Genomic DNA, 22,133 nt, shown 5'->3' with positions numbered 1-22,133 from the left:
ACTAGGGTGGACAAGGGATGGCAGATGATAACGAACTGACGCTGAAAGACCCGGCGGCAGGCAAGAAAAAGAAGCTGATCATGGTAGTCGCCCTGGCCGTGATTGTGCTGGGTGGCGGTGGTGCCGGTGCCTGGCTGATGCTGTCCGGCGGCGACAAGCCGGCGGCCGAAGCCTCGGCGGAAGGGAAGGATGCCAAGCCCAAGGAGGAGGCAGCCCAGCCCTCGCTCTACGTGGGCATGCCTCGTCCCTTCGTGTTCAACGTCTCGGGTGGCCAGCGGGATCGACTGGTGCAGATCAAGATCCAGCTGATGGTGCGTGGCGCCGCCGACGAGACCCTGGCCAAGCAGAATGTCCCCCTGATCGAAGGCACTCTGCTGCGGGTCTTCAGTGCCGCTACCAGCGAGCAGCTGATGACCTTCGAAGGCAAGGAGAAGCTGCGCAAGGATTCACTGGAAGAGTGCCGTCGGGTGCTCAATGACCTGGTCTCTTCCCCCGTTATCGAACAAGTGCTGTTTACCGGCTTTGTAATGCAATAAGGGTGATGCGTGAGCGATCTGTTAAGTCAGGACGAAATTGATGCCCTCTTGCACGGTGTCGATGATGTCGAAGAGGAAGAGATAGGCGCGGCGGGAGATCCCGGCGTCGCCCAGTTTGACTTCTCCTCCCAGGACCGCATCGTCCGTGGTCGCATGCCGACCCTGGAGCTGGTGAACGAGCGCTTTGCCCGCCACATGCGGATCAGCCTGTTCAACATGATGCGCCGCACCGCCGAGGTCTCCATCAACGGCGTGCAGATGCTCAAGTTTGGCGAGTACGTCCATACCCTGTTCGTGCCGACCAGCCTGAACATGGTGCGTTTCCGTCCGCTCAAGGGCACGGCGCTCATCACCATGGAAGCCCGCCTGGTGTTTATCCTGGTGGAGAACTTCTTCGGCGGCGATGGCCGCTATCACGCCAAGATCGAGGGGCGCGAGTTCACCCCCACCGAGCGGCGCATCATACAGATGCTGCTCAAGCTGGTGTTCGAGGATTACAAGGATGCCTGGGCGCCGGTTATGGATGTGGGCTTCGAATACCTCGACTCCGAGGTGAACCCGGCCATGGCCAACATCGTCAGCCCCACCGAGGTGATCGTCGTGAGCTCGTTCCACATCGAGCTCGATGGCGGCGGCGGGGATTTCCACGTGGCCATGCCTTACTCCATGCTGGAGCCGATTCGCGAGCTGCTGGATGCCGGTGTGCAGAGCGACAAGGGTGATACGGACGTGCGCTGGAGCAAGGCGCTGCGTGACGAGATCATGGACGTCAAGGTCGAGATCAGAGCCAAGCTGCTGGAAACGGATCTGACCCTGCGCGAGCTGATGGAGCTGCGACCCGGTGACATCATACCGGTGGAGATGCCGGAGAACCTGTTGGTCTATGTGGAAGATTTGCCCACCTTCCACGCCAAGATGGGGCGGACCAAGGAGAATGTGGCGCTCAAGATTACCGACAAACTCAAACGCCCGGAAGGGGTCAAGACAGAGATGCATCTGGTGACCCGGGGCGGCATACGCATCGATGGTGAGGCCGAGCTGGAAGAGCTCGAGCGCAGCATCGAAGATCAACAGCGATAACATGGACTGCCTGTCACGACAGACGGTCACGAAGCAGCATAAGGAAGCAAGATGAGCGGAACTGATGAAGAGGATCTGATGGCGGACGCCTGGGCAGCCGCCCTGGAAGAGCAGGTGATTGCCGAAGCCAAGCCGGCTCCCCTCGAGGAGCTGACCGATGACGCCCCCATCAGTGCCGAGGAGCGGCGCAAGCTCGACACCATACTCGACATCCCGGTCACCATCGCCATGGAAGTGGGCCGCAGCCAGATCAGCATCCGCAACCTGCTGCAGCTGAACCAGGGTTCGGTGGTGGAGCTGGATCGGGTGGCGGGCGAGCCGCTGGACGTGCTGGTCAACGGCACCCTGATCGCCCACGGCGAGGTGGTGGTGGTAAACGACAAGTTCGGTATCCGTCTGACCGATGTCATCAGTCAGATTGAAAGGATCAAGAAACTCAAATGACCAGAATCATTGCGTTGACTGGTCTCATCATCAATCAGGCCGAAAGGATCAACAAAATCACATGATCCGCACGTTCCCGTTACTGCTGTTGTCCCTCCCGGCACTGGCCAATCCCGGTGCGGGGGCCAATCCCCCCAGCCTCACCTCCTGGCTGCTCTCCAGTCTGATGGTCATAGGCCTCATCCTGGTGCTGGGCTTTCTGCTCAAGAAGAGCAAGATAGCCACCGCCATGGGCGGCGGCCAGATGCGGGTCATCGCCAGCCTGCCGGTGGGTTACAAGGAGAAGCTGCTGGTGGTCAAGGTGGGTGAGCAGCAACTGCTGATCGGGGTGACGCCGCAGCAGGTCAACTTCCTCTATCGCCTGGAGGAGCCGCTGGACGAGAGCCAGCCCCAGGCGTTTTCCCAGCAGCTTGGCAAATTGATGGGCAAGCATGAAAAAACCTAACCGCTTATGGTCACAGCTTGGGCTGCTGGTCGGCCTGTTGGCATCCCTGCTCCTGTTGTCACCGCTGGCACTGGCCCAGGATGGCATGTCGGCTGTGACCATCAAGACCATGGCGGACGGCAGTCAGGAATACAGCCTGACCCTGCAAGTGCTGGCGCTGATGACGGCGCTCTCCTTCTTGCCGGCCATGGTCATCATGATGACCTCGTTTACCCGCATCATCATAGTGCTGGGCATACTGCGCCAGGCTATAGGTCTGCAGCAGAGCCCCTCCAACCAGGTGTTGGTCGGCATTGCGCTTTTCATGTCGTTCTTCATCATGTCGCCCGTGCTGGATCGCATCAACAACGAGGCGCTGCAGCCCTATCTGGCCGAGACGATCCAGGCCAAGGAGGCGCTGGAGAAGGCCGAGCTGCCCATCCATCAATTCATGCTGGCCCAGACCCGGATCAAGGATCTCAACACCTTCATGGAGATAGCCAACGTGCAGGTGGACAAGCCCGCCGAGGTGCCGTTGCGGGTGTTGATCCCGGCGTTCGTCACCAGCGAGCTGAAGACCGCCTTCCAGATAGGTTTCATGCTGTTTCTGCCCTTCCTGGTGATAGACCTGGTGGTGGCCAGTATCCTGATGGCCATGGGGATGATGATGCTGTCGCCTATGCTGGTATCACTGCCGTTCAAGCTGATGCTGTTCGTCATGGTGGATGGCTGGAACCTGATCCTGGGATCCCTCGCCAACAGCTTCGGGCTGGGTGCCGGTGGTTAAGGCGGACAAACGCAAGGAGCGAATGGCATGAGTCCGGAAACCTTTATCGACGTCTTTCGCGAGGCACTCTGGCTGGTGACCGTCATGGTGTGCGCCGTGATCCTGCCGAGCCTGTGCGTCGGCCTGCTGGTGGCCATCTTTCAGGCCGCCACCTCCATCAACGAACAGACCCTGAGCTTCCTGCCCCGTCTCATCGTCACCCTGTTTGCGCTGGGGGCGGGCGCGCACTGGGGCTTGCAGAGTCTGATGGACTTCTTCCTGCTGATGGTGAGCCAGATTCCCGAGGTGGTGGGATGAGCCATGCCCGGCAAGCCTCTGGGACGTCCCCTGACGGCCCGCTGATGGCGGCATCTCACGCCACCCCCGGGGTGGTGAGATGACCTACACGACCGCTCTCATCATGGAGTGGTTGTCTTCCATCCTCTGGCCGTTGGCGCGGGTGAGCGGCCTGTTGATGGTGATGGCGGTGTTTGGCAGTCGCCTGACGCCGGCCCGTATCCGTATCGGGTTGGCGCTGGCGCTGACCTTCATGATCGCCCCCCTGTTGCCTCCCATGCCCAAGATAGAGCTGTTCTCCGTCGGCAGTTTTCTGGTGTTGGCCCAGCAGTTGCTCATCGGCATAGCGCTTGGCCTCATGACCCAGTTTCTGATGGAGAGCTTCGTGATGGCCGGTCAGGTCATCGCCATGCAGACCAGTCTGGGCTTTGCCACCCTGGTGGATCCCATGAACGGCCAGTCGGCCCCCGTGGTGGGCCAGTTCTATCTGATGCTGGCGACCCTGGTGTTTCTGGCGGTGGATGGCCACCTCATCATGCTGCGCATGGTGGTGCTGAGCTTTGATACCTTGCCGGTCTCAGATGCCGGGCTCACCCTGCCCGCCATCCGCAGTCTGGTCGGATTCCTGGGGGTCATGTACCAGGCCTCGCTGGTGATGGCGCTGTCGGCCATAGTCGCGCTGCTGCTCATCAACTTTGCGTTCGGGGTCATGACGCGGGCGGCGCCCCAGCTCAACATCTTCAGCATAGGCTTCGCGGTCAGCATGATGTCCGGTCTGCTCATCCTCTGGCTCACCATAGGCGGCTTCCTCGGCCACTTCGACTCCATGTGGGAGCGGGTGCAGGAGACCAGTTGCGAGCTCATCAACGTCCAGTGCTTCGGTGGCCAGAATGGCTGATTGCGTGCAACTGGGTAGCGAACGACTCGATGCCTTCCGGGGGCGAGCACAACTGAGCAAGCTCCCGCGTGTCGGAGGTCGGCAGCATGGCTGATACCGATCAGGAACGTACCGAACAACCCACGGGCAAACGACTGCAACAGGCCCGGGCAAAAGGGCAGATTGCACGTTCCAAGGAGCTGGGTACCGCCAGCGTCCTGCTGGCGGCCGTCTTTGGTCTCTTGATGGTCAAGGAGAGTCTGGCCGGCGCCATGGTCAAGATCCTCACCATGGGTTTCACGCTCGATCGGGATCAAGCCTTCGATCCCAATGCCATGGGGGCCATGGTGCCCGCCCTGTTGAGGGAGCTGCTGCATCCGCTCGGCCTGCTGTTCATGCTGGTGGCCATCGCTGCCTTCGTCGGCAACACCCTGATGGGGGGCATGAACTTCTCCTCCGAGGCCATGCTGCCCAAGTGGAGCAAGCTGAGCCCCTTGAATGGTCTTAAGAGGATGTTCGGGGTACAATCCCTGGTCGAGCTGATCAAGTCCATCGCCAAGGTGGTGTTCATCACCCTGTTTGCCTGGTGGATGCTGTCGAGCCAGTTCAACCACCTGCTCAACCTCTCCCTCGAGGGCTACCCGGGTGGCATCATAGATGCGCTGGATCTGCTGCTGTGGATGCTGATCATCCTCTGTTGCGCCCTCATCCCCATAGTGGCCATAGACGTGCCGTTCCAGCAGTGGAACCACATGCGCCAGCTCAAGATGACCAAGCAGGAGGTCAAGGACGAGTTCAAGGACAGCGAGGGCAAGCCCGAGGTGAAGGGGCGGATCCGCCGCTTGCAGATGGAGATGGCGATGCGCCGCATGATGGGGGATGTGCCCAAGGCTGACGTGGTCATCACCAACCCGACCCACTACTCGGTGGCGCTCAAATACGACACCGCCAAGCCGGGGGCCGCGCCCAAGGTCGTAGCCAAGGGCACTGATGAGATCGCGATGAAGATCCGGGAGATAGCAAGGGAGTACGAGATCCCCATCATGCCTTCTCCCGGGCTCACCCGCGCCATCTTTCACTCCACCGAGATAGGTCACGAGATACCGGAAGGGCTGTTTGCCGCAGTGGCTCAGGTGCTGGCCTATGTGTATCAGCTCAAGAAGTTCCGCCGTGGCCGTGGCCGGCGCCCCAATCCGCTCGCCAAGGATCTGCCCATTCCGCCTGAATTTCGCAAATGACAAACTTCTGACACAGTCAAAATAAAATCATTTAAAATCAATGCATTGAATTGTTGGCTTGATGTTTGCTTTAATCTTGCACCAGCGGTTTGAGATTGAGAAAAAAGATGAAATTCCAGGCATCATTGGGCCGATTGAAAGAGCACAGGGGATTGCTGACCAAGGGGGTGGGGACACCGCTGCTGGTGCTGGCGTCTCTGGGTATGGTCGTGTTGCCCATACCGCCGCTGATGCTGGATGTACTCTTCTCCTTCAATATCGCGCTCTCCATAGTGGTGCTGCTGGTTGCCGTCTATACCCGACGGCCGCTGGAATTTGCCGCCTTTCCAACCGTCTTGCTGCTCGCCACCTTGCTGCGTCTGGCGCTCAACGTGGCGTCAACCCGGGTGGTCTTGCTGGAAGGCCACAACGGCAGTGCGGCGGCCGGCCATGTGATCGAGGCGTTCGGCAACGTGGTGATCGGCGGCAACTATGCCGTCGGCATCATCGTCTTTACGATCCTGATGATCATCAACTTCGTGGTGATCACCAAGGGTGCCGGGCGGATCGCCGAGGTGAGCGCCCGCTTTACTCTGGATGCCATGCCAGGCAAACAGATGGCCATAGATGCCGATTTGAACGCCGGGCTTATCAACCAGGAAGAGGCGAAGAAGCGCCGCCTGGACGTGACCCAGGAAGCCGACTTCTACGGCTCCATGGACGGTGCCTCCAAATTCGTGAAGGGTGATGCCGTCGCCGGCATCATGATCCTCTTCATCAACATCATAGGTGGCTTCATCATCGGCATGATGCAGCACCAGCTGACCTTCAGTGAGTCAGCCCAGATCTATACCCTGCTGGCCATAGGTGACGGTCTGGTGGCCCAGATCCCCTCCCTGCTGCTCTCCATTGCCGCGGCCATCATAGTGACCCGGCAGAACACGGATCAGGACATGGGCACGGCCGTGCTGGGTCAGTTGTTTGACAACCCCAAGGCGCTGATCATCTCGGCCGGCATACTGCTGATGATGGGGCTGGTACCCGGCATGCCGCACTTTGCCTTCCTGAGCCTGGGGATTCTCTCGGCTGCCGGTGCCTGGTGGCTGCTGCGCCGCGAGAAGCGGGCCGCTGCCAAGGCTGCCAAGGGCGAACTGATGCCCGCCACGACCGACCAACCCCATGAGCAGAAAGAGCTGAGCTGGGACGACGTGATGCCGGTGGACATCATAGGGCTGGAGGTGGGCTATCAGCTCATCCCGCTGGTGGATCGCAATCAGGGCGGGGAGCTGCTCAACCGGATCAAGGGGGTGCGCAAGAAACTCTCCCAGGAGCTGGGCTTTCTGGTGCCGGCCGTGCACATTCGCGACAACCTGGATCTCGCGCCCAACCAATATCGCATCACCTTGATGGGAGTCAGTACCGGCGAGGCCAATGTTTACCATGATAAGGAAATGGCCATCAATCCGGGTCAGGTGTTCGGCCAGATCCAGGGTATCGCCACCCGGGATCCCGCCTTCGGGCTGGAAGCCGTGTGGGTCGCCAAGGAGCAGGTCTCCCAGGCCCAGACCCTCGGCTATACGGTGGTGGATACCGCCACAGTGGTGGCCACTCATCTGAGCCAGATCCTCTCCAACCATGCGGCCCTGCTGCTGGGCCATGACGAGGTGCAACAGCTGCTCGACATGATAGGGAAGCATCAGAACAAGCTGGTGGAAGGACTGGTTCCTGAAGTCATCAGCATGGGTAACCTGGTGAAGGTATTGCAGAATTTGCTCAATGAAGGCGTGCCAATCCGCGATATGCGCACTATCCTGCAGACCCTGGTGGAATACGCCCCGCGCAGTCCGGATCCGGAAGTGCTGACGGCAGCCTGCCGTATCGCCCTGCGTCGCCTGATAGTGCAGGAGATTGCCGGCCCGGATCCAGAGCTGCCGGTGATCACCTTGGCACCAGAATTGGAACGTATATTGCATCAATCCCTGCAGGCAGGGGGTGGTGATGGCGCCGGCATAGAGCCGGGCCTGGCGGAGCGGATGCAACGCTCGCTGGTGGAAGCCACTCAACGACAAGAACTGGAAGGCCAACCGGCCGTGCTTCTGACATCAGGGATACTGCGCAATACCCTGGCGAAATTTGTCAAGAATGCCATTCCTGGATTACGCGTTCTGTCTTATCAGGAAGTGCCTGATGACAAGCAAATCCGCATCGTCAGTGCGGTAGGACAGAACTAGTTAGCGGAGATGACGGGTGAAGATTAAGCGGTTTTTTGCCAAGGACATGCGAACGGCTCTGGCCGAGGTCAAGGAGACTCTCGGGCCCGACGCCGTCATCATGTCCAACAAGAAGGTCACTGGTGGGGTGGAGATAGTCGCCGCTGTCGATTATCAATCCCAGGTCCCGGGACCCAAAGATGCGCCGGTTCGCCGTCAGTTGAACGATGAGAGCGTCAATATCTCGTCTGCCGGACGGCAGATGACCCGTCCTGCGCCCACCCAGGCCCAGGAACAGAACGAACACTATGCCGATACCCTGGCCGCCCTGCTGGCGCGCCAGCAGAAGTTGAACCCGGCCAATCCGGCCGGTCTCAAGGGGGCGGCACCCATTGCCGCCGCCGGTTCAGCTCCCCGCACGCTGGCCGAACAGGGCCAGTGGGGAGCGGCTCCCGAGCCCGCCAAGCCGAAGGCCAGGGCGGCTGCTCCCGGCCGCGCTTCCCAACCCGCACAGCGGGATCCCGAGATGGAAGGGATGCGCAAGGAGATGGCCAGCATCCGCAAGTTGCTGGAGCACCAGATCTCCGGGCTGATGTGGCAGGAGGTGGAACGTCGCGAGCCGATGCGTGCCCTGCTCATCAAGGAGCTCAAGAAGATAGGCTTTGACGATGCGTTTGCCGATCAGCTGGCTGGCCTCATCCCCGAGGACATGTCCATCCATCAGGCCATAGCCCAGCTGGCCGAGGTGCTGACCGCCCAGCTCAAGATCAGTGAAGACGATATTTTACGTCAGGGTGGGGCGGTTGCCCTGCTCGGACCGACCGGGGTGGGCAAGACCACCACCATCGCCAAGCTGGCGGCGCGGTTTGCCATGAAGTATGGCGCCGAGCAGGTGGCGCTTATCACCACGGACAACTACCGGATCGGCGCCCATGAGCAGTTGCAGACCTATGGTCGCATCATGGGCTGCCCGGTACGGCAGGTGAGGGATGCCGAGGAGCTGGCCACTGCGCTCTATCAGTTCCGCCATCGTCGGCTGGTACTGATCGATACCGCCGGGGTGGGGCAGCGGGATATCCGTCTGACCGAGCAGCTCGATACCCTGGTCAAGAATGCCAAGGTACGCATCCGCAGCTACCTGGTGATGTCCGCCACTTCCCAGCGTCGGGTGATGCAGGAGGCGGTAGACCATTTCCGGCGTATTCCATTAAGCGGCTGCATACTTACCAAATTGGATGAGAGTCTGAATCTGGGCGAAGTGATTAACGTGTGTATCCAGAATGCACTGCCCATCAGCTATATCACTGATGGACAAAGGGTTCCGGAAGATATTCAAGTTGCCAATGCGGCGCAGCTCGTCGGAGCTGCCATGGGCTCGCTGGAGCGGGAAACAGAAGAACCCTATTTCTGGGGTGCAGGCTTTGGCGAGGCCGAAGATTCGGAGTTTTATGAGTAACATGTATATGGATCAGGCGAGTGGTCTGCGCAAAATGCGTCAAAACAATCGAGTAAAAGTGATCGCCGTTTCCGGTGGCAAGGGTGGTGTGGGCAAGACCAACGTGACCCTGAACGTGGCTGGTGCCATGGCCGCACAAGGCAAACGGGTGATGGTGCTGGACGCCGACCTTGGCCTTGCTAACGTTGACGTCATGCTGGGGCTGCGGGTACACCGCAACCTCTCCCATGTCCTGGCTGGCGAGTGCACCATAGACGACATCATAGTCGAGGGCCCGTACGGCATGATGATAGTGCCGGCCACATCGGGCACCCAGTCCATGGTCGAGCTCTCTCCGGTGCAGCATGCCGAACTGATCCGCGCCTTCAGTGAGATGAAGACCCAGGTCGACATACTGCTGGTGGATACGGCGGCGGGGATCTCCGACATGGTGCTGAGCTTCACCCGTGCCGCTCAGGACATCATGATAGTGGTGTGCGATGAGCCGACCTCCATCACGGATGCCTACGCGCTGATCAAGATCCTCTCCAAGGATCACGGCGTGTTTCGCTTCAAGGTGGTGGCCAACATGGTGCGCAGCCTGCGCGAGGGGCAGGAGCTCTACGCCAAGCTGACCCGGGTCACGGACCGCTTTCTGGATACCTCGCTGGAGCTGGTGGCGTGCGTACCTTACGACACCAACCTGCGCGCCGCCGTGCGCAAGCAGAAGCTGATTGTCGAAGCCTTCCCCAAGTCGCCTGCGGCACTGGCGTTTCGCGCCCTCGCCAACAAGGCGGCAAGCTGGCCCATTCCTAACCAACCCGGCGGTCATCTCGAATTTTTCCTGGAAAATTTGCTGCAAAGGCCGGTCATAGCACAGGAAGGTTCCCGTGAATAAAGCCCAAGCGTACTTGCGTCATCAGGATTCCTATGTGCTGGTCGAGCGTCATGCTCCGCTGGTGAAACGGATTGCCCAGCATTTGTTGGCTCGCCTGCCAAGCAGTGTCTTGCTGGATGACCTGATCCAGGCAGGTATGATTGGGCTGCTCGAAGCTTCCCGCAACTTTGACGGCAGCAAGGGCGCCAGCTTTGAAACCTATGCCGGGATCCGCATCCGCGGCTCCATGCTCGACGAGATACGGCGGGGGGACTGGGTGCCACGCTCGGTGCACCGCAACAGCCGCTCCATCGCCGAAGCCATCGAAAATGTTGAACAAGCGCACGGTCGTGATGCCCGTGATACCGAGGTAGCCGCCCAGATGGGGGTCAGCCTCGGCGAGTATCACGCCATGCTGCAGGATGTCTCCTGCGGCAAGATCATCGGTATCGAGGATCTGGGGGTCAGCGAGGATGTGATAGGCCATCCCGACGATGCCGCAGGCAACAGCGGGTTTGACGAGCTGGCGGCCGAGCGTTTTCAAGGCGCCCTGGCCGAACACATAGGCCGTCTGCCGGAACGGGAAGCGCTGGTCCTCTCCCTTTACTACGATGAAGAACTGAACTTGCGTGAAATAGGCGAGGTATTGAATGTCAGCGAGTCTCGCGTGAGCCAGATACACAGTCAGGCCATGCACAGATTACGCGCTCGTTTAAGAGATTGGCATGTATAAGTGTTTGTACTGGCTACACTGAAACAAAACTCTAAGGCATAATCCGCAAAACAAAACCTGCGATCTGCATCATGTAAGTGAGCCGCTATGGCGGCTATTTAGGAGGGAATTTTGGACAAGAACATGAAAATCCTCATTGTTGACGATTTTTCAACGATGCGCCGGATTATCAAGAACTTGCTGCGTGACCTGGGATTTAACAATACCCACGAAGCAGATGATGGCAACACGGCCTTGCCAATGTTGAAAAATGGTGATTTTCAGTTTGTCGTCACCGACTGGAACATGCCCGGTATGCAAGGCATTGACTTGCTCAAGGCTATTCGTGTCGATGACAAGCTCAAGCATTTGCCGGTACTGATGGTAACGGCCGAAGCCAAGCGCGAACAGATCATTGAAGCCGCCCAGGCGGGCGTCAATGGCTATATCGTCAAGCCTTTCACCGCTGCAACGCTCAAAGAGAAACTCGACAAAATCTTTGAACGAATCGGCTAAGGAGCAGCAGGGATGAAGGCCAAAACGAGTGCAATGATTTCGCTCGATCAGGCAAGGATGCTTGTTGCCCATCTTGAGCAAGGCGAATTTGAACAGGCCGATACTATCATCGCAGATGCATGTGCTCCCAATGCGGCTGCTCTGTTTGACAAAGTGGGTCAGCTGACCCGACAACTGCACAGCTCCTTACAAGATTTCCGGCTGGATTCCCGGATCCCCGACCTGGCAACCCATGAAATTCCCGATGCCCGGGAACGTCTCAGCTACGTCATCGACATGACAGACAAGGCAGCCAACCGCACCATGGATGCGGTGGAGGCCAGTTTGCCGATTGCCGACCGGCTCAATGACAACATTCAGCTGGTTATGCCCAACTGGAATGCCCTGATGAGCAGGGAGATGAATGTCGGGCAATTTAAGTCTTTGTGTCACCAACTGGATGATTTTATTAAGGCTTCTGAATCTGATGCCGATAAATTACGGCAACTGCTGACAGAGATCCTGATGGCGCAAGATTTTCAGGATTTGACCGGCCAGATGATCCGCAAGGTCATCAAGTTGGTTCAGGAAGTTGAAACTAAATTAATAGAAATGCTGACTATGTTTGGTGAGGCATCTGTTGAGCATTCATCTCGCAGCCTTCCTGTAAGCGGGATTGAAGCTGAAGGCCCCATCATGAACCCTGAGACTCGTTCCGATGTGGTCAATGGTCAGGATGATGTGGACGATCTGCTGTCTAGCCTGGGATTTTAATGGAGTGACGCATGGCCTTCGAAGTTGATGAAGACATACTGCAAGACTTTTTGGTCGAAGCATCCGAAATATTGGAACAGTTGTCCGAACAACTGGTCGACTTGGAAAAGCGACCCGATGACAAGAATCTGTTGAATGCCATATTTCGCGGCTTCCATACCGTCAAAGGCGGTGCCGGTTTTCTCTCTCTGGGTGAGTTGGTAGACGTTTGTCACGGTGCCGAAAACGTGTTCGATATCTTGCGCAATGGCAAGCGAACCGTCACGGCCGAATTGATGGATGTCATTTTGCAGGCGCTGGATGCCATCAATGTGATGTTTGCCCAGGTGCAAAATCGCGAACCGCCTAGCCCAGCCTCCGCTGAAATTCTGCATGACCTGCATGAGCTCTGCAAACCAGAAGGCGAGGAGCAGTTGTTGACCGCCTCGGCGGGCAATAGTGCGCCCGCTGAGGCTGCGGCATCTGCTGACGAGGTGATCGCGGCTTCTGAGCCTGAAGCGGTTGCCGAACCCGTTGCCGTCAATGGTGGCGGCTCCATCGATGAGATCTCGGCCGATGAGTTCGAGCGCTTGCTCGATGAACTGCATGGCGTCGGCGGAGCCCCGACTCCGGTTGCGAGCCCAGTGCTGACAGGTACGGGGGATATCACAGACGACGAGTTTGAAGCCTTGCTCGACCAGTTGCATGGTCAGGGTCAGCATAGCGGCGCACCTGAGACCAATCCGTTGAAGTCGGTACAAAAAGAAGTCGATGAACTGATCGATGATGATGAGTTCGAGCGCCTGCTCGATGAGTTGCATGGTCGTGGTCAAGGGCCAAAAACCAGCATCACGCCCCCTGTTGCTTCTACAGTCGCCACGCCGGTGCCAGCAGCCCCTGTGGCGCCGGCCCCCGTTGCCAAGCCAACGCCTGCTCCTGCACCCAAACCGGCAGCCGCGCCTGTTGCTGCCGCCAAACCGGCACCAACCCCCGTCAAGCAAGCCGCTGCACCAGCAGAGAATGCGGTGCAAAGCGATACCACTGTGCGGGTGGATACCAAGACGCTGGACGTCATCATGAACATGGTGGGGGAATTGGTGCTGGTACGGAATCGTCTGGTGAGCCTGGGGATCGCCAGCAACGATGAAGACATGTCAAAAGCGGTTGCCAATCTGGATGTGGTGACCGCAGATCTGCAAGGCGCCGTGATGAAGACGCGCATGCAGCCCATCAAGAAAGTATTCGGCCGCTTCCCCCGGGTCGTGCGCGATCTGGCCCGCACCCTCAAGAAAGATATTGAGCTGGTGATGGTCGGGGAAGAGACAGATCTGGACAAGAACCTGGTCGAGGCCCTGGCCGATCCGCTGGTTCACCTGGTGCGCAACTCCTGTGACCACGGTGTCGAGATGCCGGATGTGCGGGAAAAAGCAGGCAAGCCGCGGCAGGGCACCATTACCCTGAGCGCTTCCCAGCAGGGTGACCACATTCTGCTTTGTATCGAAGACGATGGCGCCGGCATGGATCCGGAGAAGCTCAAGTCCATCGCCATCAATCGTGGCGTATTGGATGCAGACACGGCGGCGCGCATGAGCGACAGCGATGCCTATAACCTGATTTTTGCTCCCGGTTTCTCGACCAAGTCCGAGATTTCCGATATCTCCGGTCGCGGTGTCGGCATGGATGTGGTGAAGACCAGCATAGTGAGCCTCAATGGCTCTGTGCATATCGACTCTACCTGGGGTAAGGGCACTCGCCTCGAGATCAAGGTGCCCTTGACCCTGGCCATCTTGCCAACGCTGATGGTGGAAGTGGGCGAGCAGACATTTGCCTTGCCGCTGGGGTGTGTGAACGAGATTTTCCATCTGGACCTCAAGAAGGCCAACATGGTGGACGGTCAGCTCACCATCATAGTGCGCGACAAGGCCATCCCGCTCTTCTACCTGCACAAGTGGCTGGTAAAAGGGACAAACAAGAAGTCACGGCAGGATACGGGCCATGTGGTCATAGTGCAGATTGGCACTCAGCAGATAGGCTTTGTCGTGGATAATCTGATTGGCCAGGAAGAGGTGGTGATCAAGCCGCTGGACAACCTGCTGCAAGGAACCCCTGGCATGGCCGGGGCCACCATCACCAGCGATGGTGGTATTGCACTCATTCTGGATGTGCCGAGTCTGCTCAAAGCATATGCGCGTAGACATTGATAGCTCAGGCCCAAGGAGTTAGAAAAATAACAATGGCAGTCAAGGTATTAGTTGTCGACGACTCGAGCTTCTTCCGCCGCCGGGTCAGTGAGATCATCAATCAGGATCCTATGCTGACGGTGATCGATACGGCCCAGAATGGACGGGAAGCGGTAGACAAAGCGCTGGCTCTGCGGCCGGATGTGATCACCATGGACATAGAGATGCCCGTGATGGATGGCATCAGCGCCGTGCGCGAGATCATGGCCAAGTGTCCCACTCCGATCCTGATGTTCTCCTCCCTGACCCATGAAGGGGCCAAGGCCACCCTCGATGCCCTGGATGCGGGCGCTCTCGACTTCCTGCCCAAGAAGTTCGAAGACATAGCCCGTGACAAGGACGAAGCCGTTCGCTTGTTGCAACAGCGGGTCAAGGAGATATCGCGCAAGCGCTTCCTGATGGCCGCGCCCGCCAGGCCAAAAGCCCCTGAACCGGCCGCTCGCAGCCCACTGGGCGGCTCGTTGTCACGTCCCGGCGATCGTCAGGTCGAGCCACAACGGGTCGTACCGGTTGCCGCGTTTAAACGCAGCGGGAAAACCTACCAGCTGGTGGCTATCGGCACCTCTACCGGTGGCCCTGTGGCCCTGCAAAATGTGCTGACCAAACTACCGGGCGATTTCCCTCATCCCATTCTGCTGATCCAGCACATGCCGGCAACCTTTACCGCCGCGTTTGCCGCTCGTCTCAACGGTCTGTGCCAGATCGGAGTCAAGGAAGCGGAGGATGGTGATGTACTCAAACCCGGTCACGCCTATCTGGCACCAGGTGGCAAACAGATGTTGCTGGAAGGGCGCGGAGTCGGTGCCCGCATCCGGATCGTCGATGGCAATGACAAGGTCAACTACAAGCCGTGCGTGGATATCACCTTCGCATCGGCAGCCAAAACCTATGCCGACAAGGTGCTTGCCATCGTATTGACCGGCATGGGGGCGGATGGTCGGGATGGTGCGCGTCTGCTCAAGGAGCAGGGCTCCACCATCTGGGCCCAGGATGAAGCCTCTTGCGTCGTATACGGTATGCCGCAAGCTGTCGCCAAGGCGGGCATCGCCACTGAGTCACTGCCGCTGGACCGGGTAGCACAACGTATTCTGGTTGAGCTGGGTCGCTAAAGATGGGCATGTTTGGCCTGATCCTGGCTCTGGGAGCCATTGCCATTGCCCAGCTATGGCATGGCGGCACCCTGCTCACCCTGCTCGACGGACCTGCATTTGTCATCGTCGTTGGTGGCACCTGGGGGGCCGTCATTTTGCAGACTCCGCGCAAATATCTGCTCGAGGCGATCAGGCAGCTGCGCTGGATGTTGCTCCCCCCTGGTTGGGATCTGGTCAATCAGGCCGAACGCTTGCAGGCATGGGCCGTGTTTGCCCGCCAGCAGGGCCTTCTGGCGCTGGAAAATCAGGCCGATCAGGAGAGTGACGAGTTCACCCGTCAGGGGCTCACCATGATAGTGGATGGGGTGTCGATAGATGATATTCGCATGTTGTTGGAAGCGGACATCGACATCGAGCAGGAGCGTAACGAGCACTCGGCCCGGGTCTTCGAGGCCATGGGGGGATACAGTCCGACCATCGGCATCATAGGTGCCGTGATGGGTCTGATCCAGGCCATGTTCCATCTGGAGGATCCGGCAGCCCTCGGCGCCGGCATTGCCGTTGCGTTTGTTGCCACCATTTACGGGGTCGGCTTTGCCAACCTCTTTTATCTGCCGATTGCCAACCGTCTGCGCGCCTTTCATTATCATTACGCCCTGTTCCAGGAGATGACGCTGGAAGGCTTGATGGCGATTGCCCACGGTGAGAATGGCCCGCAGGTTGAGCGGCGGTTGAAGGCTTATCTGAAAGGAGAGTAGCCATGCGCAAGCGCTATCGTTTGCATCTGCAAGGTCGAGAACATCTCGATCGCTGGCTGGTTTCCTACGCCGACTACATGACGCTGATTTTTGCGCTGTTTGTGGTGCTCTATTCGGTGGCGCTGGTCAACAAAGACAAATATCGCGCCGTCATCGACGGCATGACCCAGGCGTTCAACGTCATGCAGCCACGCAGTGATGGCCTGCTGGAAGGGCAGGGGAAGTCGCTGTTGAACAACGAGGTATCGGCTGCCCCCTCAGTGCTGGAGAGTGCTCTGCCGCCTTCTCCCTCCCTCGCCCCCATCTCCGGTGTGCCCATCAAACAAGATGGCATGACGCTTGCGAAGATAGATACGCAGCTGAAAGAGAGCATGGGCACTCTGGTCGAGGCCGGTGTGGTCAAGCTCACGCTGGATGATAACTGGTTGACGGTGGAGTTGAGCTCGGGTCTCTTGTTTGGCAGCGGCAGTGCCTTTATGAGCACCAATGCCGACCCTGTGCTCAATACGCTTTCAGGTATTCTGAAACCGGTCGATAACTATGTGAGAGTGCGGGGCTACACAGATAACCAGCAGATAAATAATGAAATTTTTCGCTCCAACTGGACGCTGTCAGCAGCAAGGGCCGAGGCTGTGCTCACAGCTCTCATCGCCAAGGGCATAGTACCACAGCGGCTTGCCTACGAGGCATACGGGGAGTTTTCTCCCTTTGCCGGGAATGACAGCGAACAGGGACGCTTACAGAATCGCAAGGTGGTGGTCGCTATTTCCAAGTTCGCCTGGGCGCCACCCGCTCCCGTCAAGCCTGTGATGGTGGAGCCGGTTCCTGCAGTGCAACAGGCGGTAGAGGCAGGCGAGGTCAAGGTGATCACTCTGCCAGGTGGTGGCATACGCATAACAACAAGGCAGGATTGATACAGTGATTGTTTGGACGGTTGCCAACCAAAAAGGTGGGGTCGGTAAAACCACCACAGTGGTCTCGTTAGCCGGTATCCTGGCTCAGCGCGGCCAGCGGGTGCTATTGATTGACACCGATCCCCATGCTTCCCTGACCTCTTATCTCGATTTTGACTCGGATCGGCTGGACGGTACCCTCTATGAGCTGTTTCAGGCTGTCAAACCGACGGCCGAGCTGGTCAATAAACTGACGCTGCGAACCAAGTTTGAGAACATCCACCTGCTGCCGGCTTCCATTACCCTGGCCACTCTGGATCGGGTGATGGGCAACCGTGAAGGCATGGGGTTGGTGATCAAGCGTGCCCTGCTGCGCATTCAGGATCAGTATGACTACGTGCTCATCGACTGTCCGCCAGTGCTTGGGGTCATGATGGTCAACGCCCTGGCCGCCTGCGATCGGATCCTGGTGCCGGTTCAGACCGAGTTCCTGGCCCTCAAGGGGTTGGAGCGGATGATGAAGACCTTCGAGATCATGCAGCGATCCAAGCGGGAGAAGTTCCGCTTCACAGTGATCCCCACCATGTTTGACAAGCGTACCCGCGCCTCTCTGATGACACTGAAGTCCATCAAGGATCAACATGGCGATGCGGTATGGAACGCCGTCATCCCCATAGACACCAAGTTTCGGGATGCCAGCTTGCTCCACATTCCCCCGTCCATTTATTCGCCGAGCAGTCGCGGCACTTATGCCTATGAGACCTTGCTCAACTATCTTGATGCCCAGGAGCGTCAACGTGCTCATGAGGTGGCATCATGAGCGACACGACCCAAGTCAGGGCCATGGATGATTACTTCCACTCCCTGTTGCTGGATGAGGCGCTGTTGCCTGATCTGCCAGAGGAATCGGAACCTGCGCCCGTTGTCCGGCTGCTACGTCAGCCTCAGGTGCAGCCCGAGGTGGTGGTGCAGCCTTATCTGGAGGCAGATGAGCGGCTCGAACAACTGAGCGAGCTGCTCGCCCAGGTGGGTCAGGTGCAGTTTGAGATGGACGCCCTGAGCCACGAAGAGGTGATCAGCGAGCCGCTGCAGATCGAGGCCGAAGATGCCCTGCTGCCGGTTGAACCCGTATGGCCGGAGGAGATGCCTGCCCCTGCGGTGGCAGAGCCATCGGCGCTGGTGATGACAGAGACGGCGGTGGAACTGGCCCCTCAGGCAGAAGTCGCACCATCGACCTGGGAGAATATCGATACCGGCAAGGAGTTTCAGGCGCTCTTCTTCGAAGTCGCCGGCGTCACCTTCGCGGTGCCCCTGACCGAGCTTGGCGGTATCCATCAGCTGGGAGAGGTCTCGTCACTGTTCGGTCAGCCGGATTGGTACCGTGGCATCATGACCTCCCGCGAGCAGAAGATGAACGTGGTGGACACGGCGCAGTGGGTGATGCCGGGCCAGCATCTGGACATAGCGGATTACAAGTATCTGATCATGCTGGGCGAATCTCCCTGGGGACTCGCCTGCCATCATCTGAAGGGCACAGAGTTATTGCATCGTGATCAGGTCAAATGGCGTCACCAGGAGGGCAAGCGCCCCTGGCTGGCGGGCATGGTCAAGGAGAAGATGTGTGCCCTGCTGCACGTCAGGGAATTGCTCCTGTTGCTGGAGCGTGGGGTCAACATAGAAGGTCGCTGATAACTTCTGCACTTGTGCTGTTTTATTGCTAGTTTTACCAGTAGACGTTTTCATAAAAGGAATAAAAACATGACAGAAAAGCGCAATATTGCACAGAATCTGGCCGAAGATGAAGTGCTGCAATGGGTCACCTTCCAGCTGGAAAATGAAACCTATGGCATCAACGTGATGCAGGTGCAGGAGGTGTTGCGCTACACCGAAATCGCCCCTGTGCCAGGTGCGCCCGAGTATGTGCTGGGCATCATCAACCTGCGCGGCAACGTGGTGACTGTCATCGATACCCGCTCCCGTTTCGGCCTGCCTTCCGGCGATGTGAGCGAGAACTCGCGCATCGTCATCATCGAGGCGGAGAAGCAGGTGATCGGCATCATGGTCGACAGCGTGGCCGAGGTGGTCTATCTGCGCTCCTCTGAGATCGATGCCGCCCCTGCGGTGGGTACCGAGGAGAGTGCCAAGTTCATTCAGGGCGTCAGCAACCGCGATGGTCAGCTGCTGATCCTGGTCGATCTGAACAAGCTGCTCTCCGATGAAGAGTGGGAAGATATTGGTTCCCTCTGATAGGAAAATGATGTGTTGATGATTGAAATAGCCGCCTTGGGGGTGTCCTTGCTGGCGTTGGTGCTGGCCCTGTACGGGGTGATCAGCAGCCGACGTGGCCAGCGAGAGTCCGAGGCCAGGGTGGAGACACTGCAAGGCCAGCTTGAGAGTCTGCGCAAGCAGATGATGGAGCTGCACACGGGGGCCATCGGCATGGGTCAGCGTTTGCAGTCCGTTGAAGGGGCCATGCAGCAGGTCAATGATCGCCAGCAGGAGCTGACCCTGCAGGATCCGGAACGCCGCCTTTACAGCCGTGCCGCCAAGATGGTGGAGCTGGGCGCCGACCTCGACGAGGTCATGAATGAATGTGAATTGCCGAAGGCCGAGGCAGAACTGTTGATTTCATTGCGAAAAGGCCGCTCATAGATCCTCAGGAAGGCGCCCGCCTTCCTGATTTTTTTCACCCGTCCGGCGCGCCAAAAAGGCGGGATCTCCCCCACAAATCCTGCTGATAGTTGGCATCTTTGAAAAGACGCTCTCCAATACTGTGTTAATATGCAGGCCGCTTCTTTTCACTGATTACATCCTCATGCTGCTTCAAATTAACAATCTGAGCTGCGTGCGTGAAGATCGCACTCTGTTTGAACATCTCTCCTTTGCGGTGGCTCCCGGCGATCTGGTGCAAATTGAAGGCCCCAACGGGGTGGGGAAGACCAGCCTGCTCCGGCTGTTGACCGGCCTGTCGCAGCCATTTGCCGGTGAGGTGTGCTGGAATGGCGAGAATATCCGCAGCTGTCGTGATGAATATCATGCCAACCTGCTCTATCTGGGCCATCAGCCTGGCGTCAAGGCGGCGCTGACGCCGCTCGAAAATCTCACCTTCTATCAAAAGTTGCATCATCCGGCTCAAGGGACGGTAGATTTGTGGCAGGTGCTCGCCCAGGTCGGCCTGGCCGGGTTTGAGGACTATCCCACCGGGCAGCTCTCCGCCGGCCAACAGCGCAGGGTCGCACTGGCCCGGCTCTGGCTCAGCGACAAGCCGGCACTCTGGATCCTGGATGAGCCCTTTACCGCTATCGACAAGCAGGGCGTCAAGGTGCTGGAGCGGCTGTTCCTGGCCCATGCCGAGCGGGGTGGCATGGTGATCCTCACCACCCATCAGGACATGACTCTGATGGAAGGGCGGTTGAAGACCCTCTCCCTCACGCCCTTGCTGCAGGAGTAGTTTGATGTTGCGCGCCGTAATCCACCTTATTCATCGCGAGTTGCTGATGGCCCTGCGCCAGCGCTCCGATATACTCAACCCGCTCTGGTTCTTCCTCATCGTCATCACCTTGTTTCCCCTTGGCATAGGCCCCGAGCCCAAGCTGCTGGCCCGTATCGCCCCCGGCATCATCTGGGTGGCGGCCCTGCTGGCGGCCATGCTCTCGCTGGAGCGGCTGTTTCGCGATGACTTCAGCGACGGTGCGCTGGAGCAGATGATGCTGATGCCTCATCCGCTGGGCTTGCTGGCGCTGGCCAAAGTGATCGCTCACTGGCTGTTGACCGGCCTGCCGCTGCTGCTGATCTCCCCGCTGCTCGCCATCCTGTTGTCGCTGGACATGAACACCTATCTGGCGGTGGTCGCCACCCTGGCGCTGGGGACGCCCGTGCTGAGCCTGCTCGGGGCGGTCGGCGTCGCCCTGACGGTCGGGTTGCGCAAGGGGGGCGTACTGCTCAGCTTGCTGATCCTGCCGCTCTATATTCCGGTACTGATTTTTGCCACGTCCGCCATCGATGCGGCGGGCATGGGGCTGCCCTATTCGGGCCAGCTCGCGATTTTGGGGGCCATGCTGGCCGGTGCGCTGACCCTGACCCCCTTGGCGGTCTCGGCGGCGCTGCGGGTCAGCGTGAACTGATGAAAGCTGTGGTAAGGCGGCTCGGGATGGGCTGTTATAAAAAATATACTTGAGATAGATCAAGAGGATGGCTGCTTATTGCTTTCGGGGGATGTGATGTTTTCCGGCAGTGGGTATGGTAGGCCTCGCCACTATATTAATAACAGAAAGGTTTTGTGAGCTATGTGGAAATGGTTGCACCCTTACGCTAAACCCGAGCGCGCCTATCAGCTGGCAGGGACCTTGCTGCCCTGGTTTGCCGTGACAAGCCTGCTGGCGTTCATCATTGGCACCCTCTGGGGCCTGGCTTTTGCACCCGCTGATTATCAGCAGGGTGACTCCTTCCGGATCATCTACATCCATGTGCCGGCCGCCATCCTCTCCATGGGGGCTTATTCCACCATGGCGGTGGCCGCCTTCATCGGGCTGGTGTGGCAACTGCGAATGGCTGACATGACGGTGGCCGCCGTTGCGCCGGTCGGTGCCGTGTTCACCTTCATAGCGCTGTTTACCGGCGCCGCCTGGGGCAAACCCATGTGGGGCACCTGGTGGGTATGGGATGCCCGTCTCACCTCCGAGCTTATTCTGCTGTTCCTCTATCTGGGGGTGATCGCGCTCTACAACGCCTTCAGCGACAAGGTGCTGGCCGGTCGCGCCGCCGGCATTCTGGCGTTGGTGGGGGTGATCAACCTGCCCATCATTCACTACTCGGTGGAGTGGTGGAACACCCTGCATCAGGGCGCCAGCATCACCAAGTTTGACAAGCCCTCCATCTCCCCCGAGATGCTGTGGCCGCTGCTCATCATGATACTGGCCTTTGCCACCTTCCTCGGGGCCCTCTCCCTGATGCGTTTTCGCAACGAGCTCTTGATGCGGGAGTGGCATCGCCCCTGGGTCAAAGAGATTGCAGAGCAGGAGAAGTAAG

25 protein-coding genes are annotated in these 22,133 nt (G+C 58.7%); all 25 read left to right on the top strand.

What is annotated here, in order from left to right; all coding sequences use genetic code 11:
* The first annotated feature begins 17 nt into the window (after nt 1-17).
* The 25 genes from fliL (at nt 18) to ACM3N8_RS04840 (ending at nt 22,132) form a co-directional block, all read left to right on the top strand.
* A complete protein-coding gene (fliL, locus tag ACM3N8_RS04960) occupies nt 18-536 on the top strand; it encodes a flagellar basal body-associated protein FliL (protein WP_043134688.1) in 519 nt (172 codons plus the stop codon).
* Nucleotides 537-545: 9 nt separating this feature from the next.
* Nucleotides 546-1,616 (top strand): flagellar motor switch protein FliM, encoded by a 1,071-nt coding sequence (fliM, locus tag ACM3N8_RS04955; protein ID WP_043134689.1) that lies wholly within the window; start codon nt 546-548, stop codon nt 1,614-1,616.
* Nucleotides 1,617-1,667: 51 nt separating this feature from the next.
* Complete coding sequence (gene fliN / locus ACM3N8_RS04950) at nt 1,668-2,060, top strand: flagellar motor switch protein FliN (RefSeq protein ID WP_017412373.1); 393 nt, start codon at nt 1,668-1,670, stop codon at nt 2,058-2,060.
* Nucleotides 2,061-2,121: 61 nt separating this feature from the next.
* Complete coding sequence (fliO, locus tag ACM3N8_RS04945) at nt 2,122-2,505, top strand: flagellar biosynthetic protein FliO (RefSeq protein WP_290017202.1); 384 nt, start codon at nt 2,122-2,124, stop codon at nt 2,503-2,505.
* Nucleotides 2,492-3,271, top strand: a complete 780-nt coding sequence (gene fliP, locus ACM3N8_RS04940; RefSeq protein WP_098984608.1) for a flagellar type III secretion system pore protein FliP — start codon at nt 2,492-2,494, stop codon at nt 3,269-3,271. Before fliO ends, fliP begins: the two co-directional genes overlap by 14 nt.
* Nucleotides 3,272-3,298: 27 nt before the next feature.
* Nucleotides 3,299-3,568 carry a flagellar biosynthesis protein FliQ gene (gene fliQ / locus ACM3N8_RS04935; RefSeq protein WP_098984607.1) on the top strand — a complete coding sequence of 90 codons (270 nt, stop codon included), beginning with the start codon at nt 3,299-3,301 and terminating at the stop codon, nt 3,566-3,568.
* A 79-nt stretch (nt 3,569-3,647) separates the two neighbouring features.
* On the top strand, nt 3,648-4,445 hold the full coding sequence (fliR, locus tag ACM3N8_RS04930) for a flagellar biosynthetic protein FliR (protein ID WP_098984606.1): 798 nt from the start codon (nt 3,648-3,650) through the stop codon (nt 4,443-4,445).
* A gap of 86 nt (nt 4,446-4,531) precedes the next feature.
* Nucleotides 4,532-5,662: a flagellar biosynthesis protein FlhB gene (flhB, locus tag ACM3N8_RS04925; RefSeq protein ID WP_098985195.1), complete on the top strand. Its 1,131-nt coding sequence runs from the start codon at nt 4,532-4,534 to the stop codon at nt 5,660-5,662.
* A 107-nt stretch (nt 5,663-5,769) separates the two neighbouring features.
* A complete protein-coding gene (gene flhA / locus ACM3N8_RS04920; protein ID WP_098984605.1) occupies nt 5,770-7,872 on the top strand; it encodes a flagellar biosynthesis protein FlhA in 2,103 nt (700 codons plus the stop codon).
* 16 nt (nt 7,873-7,888) lie between these two features.
* A complete protein-coding gene (flhF, locus tag ACM3N8_RS04915; RefSeq protein WP_290017200.1) occupies nt 7,889-9,307 on the top strand; it encodes a flagellar biosynthesis protein FlhF in 1,419 nt (472 codons plus the stop codon).
* A gap of 1 nt (nt 9,308) precedes the next feature.
* Nucleotides 9,309-10,184 (top strand): MinD/ParA family protein, encoded by an 876-nt coding sequence (locus ACM3N8_RS04910; RefSeq protein WP_042872011.1) that lies wholly within the window; start codon nt 9,309-9,311, stop codon nt 10,182-10,184.
* On the top strand, nt 10,177-10,896 hold the full coding sequence (locus tag ACM3N8_RS04905; protein ID WP_043134697.1) for an RNA polymerase sigma factor FliA: 720 nt from the start codon (nt 10,177-10,179) through the stop codon (nt 10,894-10,896). The genes ACM3N8_RS04910 and ACM3N8_RS04905 overlap by 8 nt, the downstream gene beginning before the upstream one ends.
* A 111-nt stretch (nt 10,897-11,007) precedes the next feature.
* A complete protein-coding gene (gene cheY / locus ACM3N8_RS04900; protein WP_010634617.1) occupies nt 11,008-11,391 on the top strand; it encodes a chemotaxis response regulator CheY in 384 nt (127 codons plus the stop codon).
* Between the two features lie 12 nt (nt 11,392-11,403).
* Nucleotides 11,404-12,144 carry a protein phosphatase CheZ gene (locus tag ACM3N8_RS04895; RefSeq protein ID WP_043134698.1) on the top strand — a complete coding sequence of 247 codons (741 nt, stop codon included), beginning with the start codon at nt 11,404-11,406 and terminating at the stop codon, nt 12,142-12,144.
* Between the two features lie 11 nt (nt 12,145-12,155).
* Nucleotides 12,156-14,324, top strand: a complete 2,169-nt coding sequence (locus tag ACM3N8_RS04890; RefSeq protein ID WP_290017199.1) for a chemotaxis protein CheA — start codon at nt 12,156-12,158, stop codon at nt 14,322-14,324.
* A 32-nt stretch (nt 14,325-14,356) separates the two neighbouring features.
* Entirely contained in the window at nt 14,357-15,472 is a 1,116-nt protein-coding gene (locus ACM3N8_RS04885; protein ID WP_043555984.1) for a protein-glutamate methylesterase/protein-glutamine glutaminase, read from the top strand.
* A gap of 2 nt (nt 15,473-15,474) precedes the next feature.
* On the top strand, nt 15,475-16,212 hold the full coding sequence (locus tag ACM3N8_RS04880) for a flagellar motor protein (protein WP_043134702.1): 738 nt from the start codon (nt 15,475-15,477) through the stop codon (nt 16,210-16,212).
* 2 nt (nt 16,213-16,214) lie between these two features.
* The gene (locus ACM3N8_RS04875) at nt 16,215-17,126 is read left to right on the top strand and encodes a flagellar motor protein MotB (protein ID WP_290017198.1); all 912 of its coding nucleotides are present in this window, start codon (nt 16,215-16,217) and stop codon (nt 17,124-17,126) included.
* 4 nt (nt 17,127-17,130) lie between these two features.
* The gene (locus tag ACM3N8_RS04870) at nt 17,131-17,925 is read left to right on the top strand and encodes a ParA family protein (RefSeq protein ID WP_043555988.1); all 795 of its coding nucleotides are present in this window, start codon (nt 17,131-17,133) and stop codon (nt 17,923-17,925) included.
* A complete protein-coding gene (locus ACM3N8_RS04865; RefSeq protein ID WP_290017197.1) occupies nt 17,922-18,794 on the top strand; it encodes a chemotaxis protein CheW in 873 nt (290 codons plus the stop codon). The genes ACM3N8_RS04870 and ACM3N8_RS04865 overlap by 4 nt, the downstream gene beginning before the upstream one ends.
* A 69-nt stretch (nt 18,795-18,863) precedes the next feature.
* Nucleotides 18,864-19,352 carry a chemotaxis protein CheW gene (locus ACM3N8_RS04860; RefSeq protein WP_005298836.1) on the top strand — a complete coding sequence of 163 codons (489 nt, stop codon included), beginning with the start codon at nt 18,864-18,866 and terminating at the stop codon, nt 19,350-19,352.
* Between the two features lie 18 nt (nt 19,353-19,370).
* The gene (locus ACM3N8_RS04855) at nt 19,371-19,757 is read left to right on the top strand and encodes a DUF2802 domain-containing protein (RefSeq protein WP_043134707.1); all 387 of its coding nucleotides are present in this window, start codon (nt 19,371-19,373) and stop codon (nt 19,755-19,757) included.
* A 163-nt stretch (nt 19,758-19,920) separates the two neighbouring features.
* Nucleotides 19,921-20,556, top strand: a complete 636-nt coding sequence (gene ccmA, locus ACM3N8_RS04850) for a cytochrome c biogenesis heme-transporting ATPase CcmA (RefSeq protein WP_290017195.1) — start codon at nt 19,921-19,923, stop codon at nt 20,554-20,556.
* A gap of 4 nt (nt 20,557-20,560) precedes the next feature.
* Nucleotides 20,561-21,229 (top strand): heme exporter protein CcmB, encoded by a 669-nt coding sequence (ccmB, locus tag ACM3N8_RS04845; protein ID WP_042034081.1) that lies wholly within the window; start codon nt 20,561-20,563, stop codon nt 21,227-21,229.
* Between the two features lie 162 nt (nt 21,230-21,391).
* On the top strand, nt 21,392-22,132 hold the full coding sequence (locus tag ACM3N8_RS04840; protein WP_043134710.1) for a heme ABC transporter permease: 741 nt from the start codon (nt 21,392-21,394) through the stop codon (nt 22,130-22,132).
* Nucleotide 22,133: the final 1 nt, after the last annotated feature.

This window comes from Aeromonas sp. A04, from assembly GCF_047780465.1.
In the GTDB taxonomy this organism is placed as follows: domain Bacteria; phylum Pseudomonadota; class Gammaproteobacteria; order Enterobacterales; family Aeromonadaceae; genus Aeromonas; species Aeromonas bestiarum.
This window is presented reverse-complemented; position numbering and strand designations above follow the sequence as displayed.

What these genes read in the sequence shown, in the direction of transcription:
- flhB (WP_098985195.1), top strand. Translation starts at nt 4,532, where the DNA reads ATGGCTGATACCGATCAGGAACGTACCGAACAACCCACGGGCAAACGA.
- flhA (WP_098984605.1), top strand. Translation starts at nt 5,770, where the DNA reads ATGAAATTCCAGGCATCATTGGGCCGATTGAAAGAGCACAGGGGATTG.
- ACM3N8_RS04910 (WP_042872011.1), top strand. Translation starts at nt 9,309, where the DNA reads ATGTATATGGATCAGGCGAGTGGTCTGCGCAAAATGCGTCAAAACAAT.
- ACM3N8_RS04895 (WP_043134698.1), top strand. Translation starts at nt 11,404, where the DNA reads ATGAAGGCCAAAACGAGTGCAATGATTTCGCTCGATCAGGCAAGGATG.
- ccmB (WP_042034081.1), top strand. Translation starts at nt 20,561, where the DNA reads ATGTTGCGCGCCGTAATCCACCTTATTCATCGCGAGTTGCTGATGGCC.
- ACM3N8_RS04860 (WP_005298836.1), top strand. Translation starts at nt 18,864, where the DNA reads ATGACAGAAAAGCGCAATATTGCACAGAATCTGGCCGAAGATGAAGTG.
- ACM3N8_RS04890 (WP_290017199.1), top strand. Translation starts at nt 12,156, where the DNA reads ATGGCCTTCGAAGTTGATGAAGACATACTGCAAGACTTTTTGGTCGAA.
- ACM3N8_RS04865 (WP_290017197.1), top strand. Translation starts at nt 17,922, where the DNA reads ATGAGCGACACGACCCAAGTCAGGGCCATGGATGATTACTTCCACTCC.
- fliO (WP_290017202.1), top strand. Translation starts at nt 2,122, where the DNA reads ATGATCCGCACGTTCCCGTTACTGCTGTTGTCCCTCCCGGCACTGGCC.
- ACM3N8_RS04840 (WP_043134710.1), top strand. Translation starts at nt 21,392, where the DNA reads ATGTGGAAATGGTTGCACCCTTACGCTAAACCCGAGCGCGCCTATCAG.
- ccmA (WP_290017195.1), top strand. Translation starts at nt 19,921, where the DNA reads ATGCTGCTTCAAATTAACAATCTGAGCTGCGTGCGTGAAGATCGCACT.
- ACM3N8_RS04885 (WP_043555984.1), top strand. Translation starts at nt 14,357, where the DNA reads ATGGCAGTCAAGGTATTAGTTGTCGACGACTCGAGCTTCTTCCGCCGC.
- fliL (WP_043134688.1), top strand. Translation starts at nt 18, where the DNA reads ATGGCAGATGATAACGAACTGACGCTGAAAGACCCGGCGGCAGGCAAG.
- fliQ (WP_098984607.1), top strand. Translation starts at nt 3,299, where the DNA reads ATGAGTCCGGAAACCTTTATCGACGTCTTTCGCGAGGCACTCTGGCTG.
- ACM3N8_RS04880 (WP_043134702.1), top strand. Translation starts at nt 15,475, where the DNA reads ATGGGCATGTTTGGCCTGATCCTGGCTCTGGGAGCCATTGCCATTGCC.
- fliP (WP_098984608.1), top strand. Translation starts at nt 2,492, where the DNA reads ATGAAAAAACCTAACCGCTTATGGTCACAGCTTGGGCTGCTGGTCGGC.
- fliN (WP_017412373.1), top strand. Translation starts at nt 1,668, where the DNA reads ATGAGCGGAACTGATGAAGAGGATCTGATGGCGGACGCCTGGGCAGCC.
- fliR (WP_098984606.1), top strand. Translation starts at nt 3,648, where the DNA reads ATGACCTACACGACCGCTCTCATCATGGAGTGGTTGTCTTCCATCCTC.
- ACM3N8_RS04875 (WP_290017198.1), top strand. Translation starts at nt 16,215, where the DNA reads ATGCGCAAGCGCTATCGTTTGCATCTGCAAGGTCGAGAACATCTCGAT.
- ACM3N8_RS04855 (WP_043134707.1), top strand. Translation starts at nt 19,371, where the DNA reads ATGATTGAAATAGCCGCCTTGGGGGTGTCCTTGCTGGCGTTGGTGCTG.